This is a genomic window from Pantoea sp. Cy-640 (assembly GCF_011752635.1).
Taxonomy (GTDB): Bacteria; Pseudomonadota; Gammaproteobacteria; order Enterobacterales; family Enterobacteriaceae; genus Pantoea; species Pantoea dispersa.
In genome coordinates this window covers 218477-229370 of the sequence record NZ_VWXB01000009.1, presented here as the reverse complement: position 1 = coordinate 229370, position 10894 = coordinate 218477, and the positions used below count along the sequence as shown (strand labels likewise).

9 protein-coding genes and 1 pseudogene are annotated in these 10894 nt (G+C 54.9%); 2 read left to right on the top strand and 8 right to left on the bottom strand.

Going from position 1 to position 10894, the window contains the following annotated elements; translation table 11 throughout:
- Together F3J36_RS20330 and F3J36_RS20325 are read right to left on the bottom strand one after the other, a co-directional pair.
- A pseudogene (locus F3J36_RS20330) lies at positions 1 to 740 on the bottom strand (DNA polymerase V subunit UmuC); the annotation flags it as partial.
- A gap of 205 nt (positions 741 to 945) precedes the next feature.
- Complete coding sequence (locus tag F3J36_RS20325; RefSeq protein WP_166720437.1) at positions 946 to 1623, bottom strand: DUF3313 domain-containing protein; 678 nt, start codon at positions 1621 to 1623, stop codon at positions 946 to 948.
- 122 nt (positions 1624 to 1745) lie between these two features.
- Between F3J36_RS20325 and F3J36_RS20320 the strand changes: the two genes are divergently transcribed.
- Positions 1746 to 2231, top strand: a complete 486-nt coding sequence (locus F3J36_RS20320; RefSeq protein WP_247653219.1) for a hypothetical protein — start codon at positions 1746 to 1748, stop codon at positions 2229 to 2231.
- Positions 2232 to 2313: 82 nt separating this feature from the next.
- Positions 2314 to 2604, top strand: a complete 291-nt coding sequence (locus F3J36_RS20315) for a hypothetical protein (RefSeq protein WP_166720436.1) — start codon at positions 2314 to 2316, stop codon at positions 2602 to 2604.
- Positions 2605 to 2984: 380 nt separating this feature from the next.
- On the opposite strand, the gene F3J36_RS20310 is transcribed toward F3J36_RS20315, so the two are convergent.
- From F3J36_RS20310 to F3J36_RS20285, 6 genes are all read right to left on the bottom strand, one after another.
- Positions 2985 to 3602 carry a TetR/AcrR family transcriptional regulator gene (locus F3J36_RS20310; RefSeq protein WP_166720435.1) on the bottom strand — a complete coding sequence of 206 codons (618 nt, stop codon included), beginning with the start codon at positions 3600 to 3602 and terminating at the stop codon, positions 2985 to 2987.
- Between the two features lie 333 nt (positions 3603 to 3935).
- Complete coding sequence (locus F3J36_RS20305) at positions 3936 to 5117, bottom strand: type III PLP-dependent enzyme (RefSeq protein ID WP_166720434.1); 1182 nt, start codon at positions 5115 to 5117, stop codon at positions 3936 to 3938.
- Entirely contained in the window at positions 5114 to 6871 is a 1758-nt protein-coding gene (locus F3J36_RS20300; protein ID WP_166720433.1) for an IucA/IucC family siderophore biosynthesis protein, read from the bottom strand. The genes F3J36_RS20305 and F3J36_RS20300 overlap by 4 nt, the downstream gene beginning before the upstream one ends.
- Positions 6846 to 8003, bottom strand: a complete 1158-nt coding sequence (locus F3J36_RS20295) for an MFS transporter (RefSeq protein WP_166720432.1) — start codon at positions 8001 to 8003, stop codon at positions 6846 to 6848. Before F3J36_RS20295 ends, F3J36_RS20300 begins: the two co-directional genes overlap by 26 nt.
- Positions 8003 to 9715, bottom strand: coding sequence for an IucA/IucC family protein (locus tag F3J36_RS20290; RefSeq protein WP_166720431.1), 1713 nt, complete (start codon positions 9713 to 9715; stop codon positions 8003 to 8005). The genes F3J36_RS20295 and F3J36_RS20290 overlap by 1 nt, the downstream gene beginning before the upstream one ends.
- Entirely contained in the window at positions 9715 to 10881 is a 1167-nt protein-coding gene (locus tag F3J36_RS20285) for a siderophore biosynthesis protein PvsA (protein WP_166720430.1), read from the bottom strand. Before F3J36_RS20285 ends, F3J36_RS20290 begins: the two co-directional genes overlap by 1 nt.
- Between the last annotated feature and the right edge of the window lie 13 nt (positions 10882 to 10894).

The following is a 10894-nucleotide window of genomic DNA, read 5'->3' as shown; positions in this document are numbered from 1 at the left end:
ATCACGTCGCGCGTATCCTGCGTGGGTAGGGTGAGATTCTCGCCGGCGCTGTTGCCGTAGAAGACTTCTCCCTGCGCGTGCGGCGAGGTCCGGATAAAAACGCTGATGCGCCGGCAGAACTGGCGCTCTTTCCTCAGCTTCTCCGCCGCACGGGTGGCGTACTGACACAGCGCTTCCTGCATGGCCACTTTTGTCGTGATGCGTTCGCCAAAGGAGCGGCTGCAGACGATCTGCTGTTTCGCCGGCGCAAACTCCTCAAGGGGGATGCACGATTCCCCGTTGAGCTCACGCACGGTGCGCTCGAGCACCACGCTGAAGTTTTTCCGGATGAGGGCAGGGTGCGCACGCGCCAGCTGCAGGGCATTTTCGATGCCCATCAGGTTGAGTCTTTTGCCGATGCGCCGGCCAACGCCCCATATCTCCTCAACGGGCTGGTTTTCCAGCAGCGTTGCGGTGCGCTTCGGGTAGCCCGGCGTCAGCGCCAGCACACCGCGGAACTGCGGCCACTCCTTGCTGGCCCACTGCGCCGATTTTGCCAGGGTCTTTGTCGGTCCCATGCCCACGCCGATAGTCAGGCCGGTCGTGGCCAGCACATGCGCACGGAGGCGCCGGCCAAAATGCTCAAAGTTCTCACAGCGATTGATGCCGGTCAGCTCCAGGAACATTTCGTCAATTGAATACTGCTCGACGCGGGGGGTGATCTCCTTCAGAGCGGTCATCACGCGCTGCGACATACTGTGGTTTATGTGGAATGGAAAATCTACAGGATTAGTTCGGATTTGAATGGCTGCTATGAGCGAAAAGCGGACATTGGAAATTCACATCACAGCCCTTTTTGATGTGAGGAGAGCTTCTGTGAACAGTGCCTGAAATCCTCTCCTATATCAGTGTAGCGCTGGCTACACTGACAGAGTCCTATGCCCACATGCCGTCACGTTCTGGTTATTATCTGCTCTGCTGCAGTTTTTCCAGCAGTTGCTCTGCGCCTTTGTCCACCCCTGTTTCTGCCGCACTCATTGAGCCAAATGTTGCACCCACGTTCATCGCATTAGGGTACTGTTCCGCCACGTAGGCCAGCAGGAGTTCACCGGTTGCGGCATCTTTCACTTCCACTGCATAGTTGACGTAACCGCTCATCAGTCCGCGCCCGCCTCGCACAGACTGAACGATATTATAAGGGCCGCCAGCCAGGTCGAATTTCGTAAAGGTCCCCACAACCTGTGGCGTGGTATCCGCGCCGGTCAGCGTCAGCTTTAGCCGGAGAGAAGGGGCATTCCTGGTGCTGGTGTTGACAGTAAACTTCTCCCGCAGCACGTCGGCAAACTTCTTCTGCATGTAGTCTGCCAGATTGCGCCGGTCTTCCTGAGACATGTCATTAAACTGTGCGTCGCTGCCACCATAAATTTCAATAGGATCGATGGTGATGCTGCGGTATTTGCTCCAGTCAACCGGGGTGGCATAGCGGAAAGGGATCCGGTCGCTGTCATCAGCCGTGTTAGGCGTCATCCGGGATGTGGCCTGAATGCCGGAATATTTTACCGGTGACGTGGACGAACATCCTGCGGCGGCAATGATGGCGGTCAGGATAAGCGTACGGGACAGCTGTTTTGTGAGGCGAACCATAAATTATTCTCCGGTTACTTTTTGATATAATGAACTGTACGGTATAGTTAATATGGTTTATCCTGACTCTGTCAACAAAATGTTTCAGTGAGTGTCGCTGACTTTTACATGAGGAGTGCGGAATGCTTTATTTAAAACCGGAAGTTTCGTCGTCAGGCACCACGTGCCTGCCCAGCTCCATGCTGGCCATCACGCCGGTACTCACGGTGGGCATGGCAGAGCCCATACGGGAAGTGAGTACTGAGCGCGTCTGTTTTACTCTGAGCCTGCCGCTCCGCTATTCCGGTCTGCCGGTGCGGCGCAGGCTGATAAGAATGATGCTGATGCTGCAAAAGTATGGCGAAGCAGGGATCAGCCTTGCCGGTCCAGGAAGTGACGCCTTTACACCGGCAGCGGACTATGCGCGGAGCGTTATTGATACAGCAATGCTGCGCGGAGAGTTGCGCTGCCGGCCCTCTGGCGAAATGGCTCATGTATACATGAAGCTGACGGAAGAGTTGTGGAGCCTGATGGCTGGCCTTCAGCAGGATAAGCCGCTGCTCCGTAAAGAAGTGAGGCGCAGAACAGCTGATTTTCTGCGACGGTATGCGGCGGGTGCAGGAGCATGAGGATGCTGTTCATCCGGGCCGTTCTGGCGCTTATTTTTATTGTCTCCGGCATCCTTACCGCATTTGACGCACAGGTCAGCTGATGAATGGCTGGCCGATAGCCGGGGCGCTGGAAAATGTATCGCCCAGACAGTGGTTCACATATGGAGCCATGCTGCTGACTGTGACATGCGCCCTGCTCAGAACTGCCGGCAACCTCATTGAAATGCACCGTCTGCACCGGTTCGGGCAGCGCCGGGCCGAATACTATGCCGTCAGGGTGTGGGGGGGCTCATCTGGACGGGTGCGAATACTTCTGGTGGCGGAATGCTTCATTGTGAATGCGCTTTCTGTACTACTGATGCTGGTGCTCAGCGATATCACCCTCTGGTAAAAGCCCCGCAGCACCTGGCTTGGCTCACAGGGTTACGTGTTTTAGAATCCCATAAGCGAAGACTTTAAATGGATGGGTATATAAAATTGCCCGCCTTCTGGCGGGCTGGTAAGTTTCAGATATGGCTGCCGATGGAAAGACACCCGGTAAGCATCAGTACGGTCATCACGGTAATGAGGCTATAAAGAGAATGCATGTTAACTCCTCAGAATAAAGAAACGCAGCCGCTAAGCAGAAGCGAACCCACGGCCAGACCTGCCACTAAAATGAAACGGTGAAGCATAAGCGTTATCTCCTATAATTAAACTGTACGTACCAGTTTAATTATATTCAGAGATTAGTCAACCTTTAAGAGCGAATAGTCCGCCCTGCTGGCCTGGTCAGCGGGGTGCTGCACCCGATATAAATACCTCTACAGCGCTTTTCACCATAGCGATGATATCTTCGTGTGTATAAACCGGCATTTTGTAGCGCAGAAAAAGCTCATCAGCCTCGGCCTTCACGAGCGCAGAAAACTGTTTCGCCCTCAGTTCGGGGTGGGCGGGAACCAGGTCACCAGCTTCGATGTGCTGTTTCATCAGTGTTGCCAGAGCATTCATGCTTTCGCGGACACCCGACTCGTAAAAAATATCACCGATGCCAGAATGTCCGGCCTCGCCGATAACCATGCGATACAACTGGAGTCCCTTCCAGTCCGATGTCATTGCACCCAGCATGCCCTCACCAAAGCGCTGCAGCCTGTCAGCCAAGGGTAGATGACGACTATCCTGACTGAAGATGTCATCCGCCGCGCGCGTCAGGAAATTGGTGCCGTACGCCCTGACGACAGCGTCAAGAAGGCTCTCCTTGGAGGAGAAATAGTTATAGAGCGTCGCTTTGGAGCACTCTGCAACTCTGGCCACAGCCTCCATGGATGCGCGTTCGTAACCCTGTTCGAGAAAGACAGTCGTGGCGGCGTTAAGGATGTCAGTTCGTTTTTTTTCAGTCAGTGTTCGCATATGGTGTCTCCCTGTAAGTCTTCCCATATTAACAGAACCACCTGGTTCATTAAAGGCGTGAGTTCTTTGTTCCCGAATCCGGTTTGATGACGTTAGACTGCTTCCCATAATTGATGGATTGCAGAATCAGTAACGTCCGCTTCTGGCACACTGCAGACATTCACGAATTCGCGACCATCCCGTAACTGTCAGGATTATTGCTGGTACAGAAATCCCCATGGCACCAAGTTCCAAAAATTGTAACGTAAGTCTGTACCAGGATTTTACAGGCTGCCCTCTGGTAGATTGTTAAGCCACCAGAGGTAAAATCATCTTTTTTTATGAAACTTTTGATTAATCTTCCAGCCAGATAAATTCAGGCGGGGAATGCATCAGGAAGTTCTGATGCGAGATGTTCCATGCATAAGCACCTGCGAGTTCAAAGACCAGCCAGTCACCTGGTGCCAATGCAGAGATGACCTGTTGGCGTGCCAACACATCTTTCGGTGTACAAAGCTGTCCGACCAGCGTGACCTGTTGATCGTTTATCCACGGTGCGTTTTGTTCACGCCTTAACACGCTAAACGGATGGTTGTGGCTTTGCGCGGCAGGGGTGCGGAAGTGATGAGTACCGCCGCGACCAATCGCAAACCACTCGCCAAGATTCTTTTTGACGTCCAGTACCTCCATTACGTAATAGCCGCAGGCTGCCGCAATATAGCGACCGCACTCAAATCGCAGCGTCCAGCCCTGAGACTGGCTGAATTGCGTAACGTCTGGCAGACGCTGACAAAATGAGACCCAGTCAAAGTGATGCTGTGGCTCGAGATAGTTAATCCCGATACCACCACCGACGTTGATCAAGTCAATTTTTAACGACCAGCGATCGCACCAGTCTTGAACCTTGTCCAGATACATACGAATTAACGTCAGATGATTATCTACGTCCAACTGATGGGACATAAGATGGAAATGAAAACCCCTGAGCTTTATCTGTGGAGAGGCGGCGATTTCGCGCAGGGCTGCGGGTAACTCCTGTTCATCCAGGCCAAATGGCGTTGGTTTTCCCCCCATCATCAGTCGCGTACCGGTAACCCCTTCCAGCGCAATATTCATCCGCAGCAACACGGAGATCGTTTGATTCTGTTCAAGCGCAATAGCCTGTATACGAAGCAATTCCGTTAAACTTTCGATATGCAAAACTTCCACGCCGAGTTGCACTGCCTGTAGCAGCTCACTCTGTAATTTACCAGGTCCGCCGAAAATAAGCGGCTTGCCGGGCACCTGCTCACGTAACCAGGTGAGTTCGCCACCGGATGCCGCTTCAAAGCCATCAACATGGTCGTAAAGGGTATGGAGTATCGGCGCTTCAGGGTTGGCTTTCGCCGCATAGAAGAGTTCACAACCTGATGGCAATGCATCATGCATGTGACGGATGTGCTGACGCAGCGCATCGAGATCGTACACATATGCACATAACGGCTCTGCGCGTTGCTGCTGCAACAGTTGCAGTGTTTCTTTGACTTTCGGGGTCACTGGGCACTCCTCATTGGATGCTGCATCAGGGTGTAATCTGCGTGCTTATCGGCTTTCTTTAGCAGTCGGGTTTTCAGGTTGTTTTTCGATGGAATTGCATCTCCTGCGAGAATAGCGGCGATCTCCGGCTGGTGATGCCAGCGACTCAACTGCCCAGCCAGTGCATCCCAAAGCTGTTGTTCCAGCATCTGATCGCCATCTGCGAGACGGAACAGCACCTCAGAGAGATGATTGATAAGCAGGCAATAGGCCACGCGACGCCAGCCCTGTTCACGGCTATACCAGACGGACTGCCGGGCACGCTCGGACATAATCGCCAGGTCATTGGCCGACCAACGTTCAGTCGTGAGTTTAGTGCCCTCAAGATCGCGTACCCAGATTTGATTTGGCAGATGATTTTCAAAGGAAACCAGCACATTTTGCAGGTGTGGCTCAAACACTAATCCTTCGGTGAAAAAGGCGTCCAGCACGCCGGGTAGCAGTACTGACAGGTAGCTATTGATCCACAGCAAACTGGCCTGCTGTGTTGAAATTCCTTGTGCGGCGCTGAGTTGGTGGATCAACGGTTGCAATGGGCTGTTGCCCTGATGATCCAGTGCGAAGAGTGATGCGGCTAGCCACGGCTGTTCGTCAGTCAGGTTCTCGCGGTAGAGAATGCCAAAGCACTCCTGTAGATGGCGCACTTCGTCCATTTCACTTGCCTCGGCCACGGAGGAGAAATCCAGGCTGCTGGCAGCGGGCTCGCGCATGATGTGGAAGCCTGGCACCTGTCGTTCAAGACGTGAAAAGTGACTTTCCAGCAGGGTATTGAGTGCCACGGCGCTTTCCAGTTCATACCAGGCATTCTTTCGAACACAATTGGTGAGCCGTACATGAATGGAGCATTTGAGGTAGTAGGGCAGCTCGGCTCGATAAAGCGTGCGTACTGAAGAGGTAGCCGCAAATTCTGCACCTGTAAGTCCTAAAGGGGTAATGAGTCCTGCTTTTGCTGCCCGAGCATAAAGAGCTGACTGGGTAATGTGGTGGACTTCCCAGGGATGACAAGGATAGCTGTTCTCTCCATTGAGCTGATCCAGCATCCTGGTCACTGGGGCACCACCACGAACCTGCAACAGTGAGGGATCAATGCGGAACCAGAACAGCGGAAAGCGCGCGGCCACTTCAGGTGAGCAGGCCAGTAGCGCATCTGGCGCGACACCCTGACGACTTTTCGGGCTGGGATGCATCGGATGCCCCCAGAGCAGACTCTCTTCACTTTGAATGTAGCTGTGTTCCCTGGTACGTTGCGGCAGACGCTCCAGGAAGGAGGCTGCTACCTGGACGCTGTTTTCAATCTGGTCGAGTAATTCCTGGTCCGGCAGCTGTCCGGTCTGATGCACCATGTCACTGACGAGCAGTGCCATTGCTTCGCTGCAGCGGACGGCCCGCCATGGACGACCAAACTGTTTAATGAACGGCGTGCCGATATAATCGCCGCGCTCCAGCAAACTCCAGCGTGAAGCACGGATAGCAAATAGCGTGCTTCCATCGCTACCCATCTCCAGCAAAATGACGTTCCCGGTGACCATGCGGCTGGCGAGCGACAGAGGAATATTGCCCTGTTGTACTTGCTTAACGCGTCCAGCCGGACGGGCAAATTCCCGGATATAGCAGTTCAGCAGAGCTGTCAGACCTGCAAATTCTGCCTGCTCTCTTTCGAGACTGGCTTTGGGTGCCAGTAAGGGATTTTTACGAACGGCGAGTGATACGGACATAACCTGATCCTCGTAAGGGAGAGAAAACAAAAAGTACGATGGCGCCGGAGGCTGCCAGCGCAGACGCCAGGAATGGCGCCTGTAATGAGAAATGCGTAACCAGCCAGCCAGCGGCAATGCCGGCCGCAACGCCAGCCCATTTGCCCGCGGCATCAATCTGCCCAAACTGCTTACCCGCGCTGTGCCGGCGAATGCTGTCGCTCAGCATCTGATTGGCACCGCTGTATGCCAGCAGCATGCCGCAACCAAATAAAGTGCGGGCCACCAGCAGCGCGGGTGTTGCGTTAAGTTGCATATGCCACAATGCCGCCAGTGCCATCAGCAACATGCCGGGCACAAAATAGACACTGCGCCCTGTGAGCCGATGCCAGAGAGGCAACAGCAGCAGGTAGATCAGATGCGGCCAGCTGTATAACACCCCAACGAGGACTTCCGAATGCAGCCAGTGTGCGGCATAGGGCAGGAAGTAGGGGAACGTCACCACCATCGCGAAATTAAACAGGAACTGAATCACCCACAGATGGGGAAAAGAGGTTTTCACTTGCTTGTGCTTTGTCTCTGGTGTTGGAGATCCAGTGACGGGATCGGGGGGTAATCGCAGGCTGACGAATAAACCGCACAGCGGCAAAATAGCCAGCCCCAGCCACAAGTGCTGTCCAATGTCAGGCTGCAACATCAGTATTGCACCCATGAGCGGCGGTGCGCTCAGGAGCGCCAGTCTTGCAGATGACTGCGTCCAGTTGAGCGCTTTGGCAAGATCCTCGCCATGCAGATGCAGGGAAAGATAACCATTGGCCGCTGCCAGCGTTCCCCCCGCTACGCCCTGCAGCGCCAGTGCGGCAATCAACCAGGGCAATGAAGGCGATATGCCCGCCAGGATAAAGGCCAGAGTCAGTCCAGTGAGCGCCCGCTGTAATGATAACCGCCGACCAAAGCGATCGGCGAAGCGGCCCCACCACGCGGAAGAGACCGCCGTCATCACCGCCGGAAGGCTGAACAGCACCCCGGCCCACAGACTACGCTCAGAGAGACCGAAGGAGGTCAGCAGTCGTGGCAGATAGAGCGGAACACCCAGTACGGTGAAAGCCGCCAGGAAGTGACATACCAGAACAACCGGCAAAGTACTGCGCATTAGCTTTCGTCTCTTTGCAGGAAGTTGGGGCCACTTTGACCGTAGAACTTGTTGATGTCTGCAGCACCGGAAGCCTGTTTGCTGAGCAGGCTGCCGCTCAGAAGCAGGTATTTCACCGGCTGTGTGGGAGAATCAAACAGCTGCTGGCGCGCAAAGCCGGTATCCACACCTTCGTTTTCAAGGCGGTCCAGACTCTGCTCAAGCGCATCGCGTAACGTCTGATAACTGGCTTTACGCTCAATAAGCCCACCCGCTGCGAGGCTCTCCAGCACCGCAGCCAGACAAAGCTGAACGGTGATGGTAATAAACATCTGGGCCAGCTCGGCTTCCTCCGCTACACAGATGCGCGGATCGCGCAGAGCAGAAAGTCGTTCTGCCAGTGGGGTACAGGCCACTTTGAACCGTTCAGGTAAAATGCGTGCGGCATCGTTGTCTTTCATCACCAGCGTCAATTTCTCGCCGGGCGTCAGGCTGAGCACAGCATTCTGCTGGTTGGACTCCAGTGCAATGCCGTAGCGCAACCACAGCGTCAGGTGAACATCCGCCATTAGCTGACAGTATTCGCGCCACCAGCCAGCCGCATCCGGCATGCCGGGTTGTTCCAGAAGAGAAGCCAGGTAAAAGCGACCATCCGGCAGCTTGCTGCCCAGGGCCGCGACAGGCAGCAGGGTTTCATCATTGCGAGGTGCAGCGTAGCGGCGCAACAAAAAGGCCAGCTGCTTTTCTTCCGCGACGTGACCACAGAAGCTCTCATCAACATGCCGGTACTTACCGCGCAGTACGCTATCCGCTTCCTCCAACGTGGCAAGCACCTCGGCAAACCACTGACCGTCATACAGCGTTGACGGTTTAATCAGCCGAATATTTTTCTGCCCTAACGTGCGCATGGTAAGGGGAACTTTAAGATGCTGGTCCGGGTAATCGGCGAGCTGTACGGTACGCACTGATAAAGTGGGATACACCTTGAGCCAGGCCTCAGGTGCAACGGTTGCCCCTTCAGGAAGATCATAAAGCTGGCTCAGCGTGAGCGGATGTACCGGGATTAATTCATGGTTGTGGAACTGCTGTGCTACCAGTCCAACCTGTGAAGGCAATGGCCACCACTCGGGCTTATATTGCTCAGCGGTGAATGTGAGTTTCTCACGCGGTACGGCCAGCCAGCGCAAATGAAATGCCTGGCAAAATTCCGGTGCGTACTGGCGCAGGTCCGCTTCACTGAAGCCAAATTTGGCGCGTGCCGTTGGGTAGTAGGGGTGATCGAGATAGCTTGCCAGCTGGTCGGCGTGTCGCAGGCGCTCGCCCCAGTTCATTTGACCCGGAGTTCGCAGCAGTGACGTCCGCTGCTCTGTAAAGGCGGTTACGCAGAGCTCACCCTGTATGACCGCGCTGTCTGCTTCTTCCTTGTAGGTGGCAAAAAGTTCGCGGGTTTCCGGGTCCTTGTCAGGCATCAGCGCTGCCAGCCAGCTTTCATAGCCAGACCGTGTCTGCCATCCCTGTGCTGTCTTAACCTGCCATATCGGGGAGAGCGCCTGCCAGGGTTGCATGTAATCACAGGCGTGAACTTCCAGACGCAATAGCTGATGAGGCGACTGCCAGTTGAGCCAGTGGTGATTATTCTCCAGGGATATGTGGCCCTGGCTGAGCAAGCCGCTGACGTTTTCGCGCAGGCACGCGTTGATGATGCGAAGAGTAATGTAGTCATGCTGATTCATCAGACGATCTCCCACTTCAGCGCCGCGAGCGTGCGGTCAGTGAGCTGCGTGAGCTGTGCATCGTCGCTGGCTTCCAGGTACAGCACACCGAGATAATCTTTATTTGAGTGCGTCAACTCAATGCGGTCACCGGAGGTTTTAAGCGGACGGTACTGTAGTCCCGGTGCACTCGCCGGTTGCGGCGGGGTGTGCAACGTGCCGCTCTGGCCTGCCACCAGATAATGAATCAGTGCCTCACCCTGTGCGGCTTTCACCGGTGGAAGAGGTTCACCAAGATGCAGGCGCAGAATAGGCATAAACCAGCCTTCCGGCAGCAAGCGATTTAGCAGGAACTCACGACCATCGCCGATACTGCGGTAATTTATTTCCACCAGAACGGGGCCACTTTCGGTAACAATAAACTCGCTGTGACAGACACCAAAACCTACGCCAAACTCCTGCAGCTGCGCCAGAGCCTGCTGTTTCCAGCGGGTACTGTGTTCTCCTTCCCAACGCGCACTCATTTCCACAAAATGGGGTGGCGCGGACAACTCAACATCGAAGCCACCAATCGCCACCAGTTCAGTTCCGTCGCCGAGCGTTTCCAGCGTAAACAGTGGACCTTGCATAAAAGCTTCAACCAGCAACGTCTGGCGAACGGGCAGGGAGGCCAGATAGTGCTGGCAGCTGTGGTGATCTTCGATTAGCCGAACATCCATCGATGCCACGCCCTGGCCGGGCTTAATGACGACCGGCCAGGGCCAGTCTGTGCCTACCTCCGCATCAGGCAGCAGCTGAGAAGACCAGACCGAGGGCTGCCCCTTTGACGCCAGGCGCTGACGCATGCGCCATTTTTCCTTAGCGGCATAGCAGATTTCCCAGTTCTTTGCAGGCAGGCCAAGTGCGGTAGCGGCGATGGCGGTGGCGGTTTGCAGATGATCGCTGTTGGAGAACAGCGCAGCAGGGGTAATGCCCCATTCGGTGAGGGCGTCGAGAATCGACAGCGGGTTAAATACCTCGCATTCGATCACCCGAACACTCTCCTCAACAACGCCACTGTGCGCCATGGCATGGTCGGTCAGCAGGATGACCTGATATCCCAGCCGCTGCGCTGCAGGGATAAAACCTTCGGTCACGGCCGCGTTAACGACGTGACTGACTATCACATAGGGCTTGTGGTTAAGCATGTGTTTACCTGTT

Excerpts from the sequence above, each read along its gene's own strand:
- F3J36_RS20325 (WP_166720437.1), bottom strand. The coding sequence starts at position 1,623 with ATGGTTCGCCTCACAAAACAGCTGTCCCGTACGCTTATCCTGACCGCC.
- F3J36_RS20320 (WP_247653219.1), top strand. The coding sequence starts at position 1,746 with ATGCTTTATTTAAAACCGGAAGTTTCGTCGTCAGGCACCACGTGCCTG.
- F3J36_RS20315 (WP_166720436.1), top strand. The coding sequence starts at position 2,314 with ATGAATGGCTGGCCGATAGCCGGGGCGCTGGAAAATGTATCGCCCAGA.
- F3J36_RS20310 (WP_166720435.1), bottom strand. The coding sequence starts at position 3,602 with ATGCGAACACTGACTGAAAAAAAACGAACTGACATCCTTAACGCCGCC.
- F3J36_RS20300 (WP_166720433.1), bottom strand. The coding sequence starts at position 6,871 with ATGTCCGTATCACTCGCCGTTCGTAAAAATCCCTTACTGGCACCCAAA.
- F3J36_RS20295 (WP_166720432.1), bottom strand. The coding sequence starts at position 8,003 with ATGCGCAGTACTTTGCCGGTTGTTCTGGTATGTCACTTCCTGGCGGCT.
- F3J36_RS20290 (WP_166720431.1), bottom strand. The coding sequence starts at position 9,715 with ATGAATCAGCATGACTACATTACTCTTCGCATCATCAACGCGTGCCTG.
- F3J36_RS20285 (WP_166720430.1), bottom strand. The coding sequence starts at position 10,881 with ATGCTTAACCACAAGCCCTATGTGATAGTCAGTCACGTCGTTAACGCG.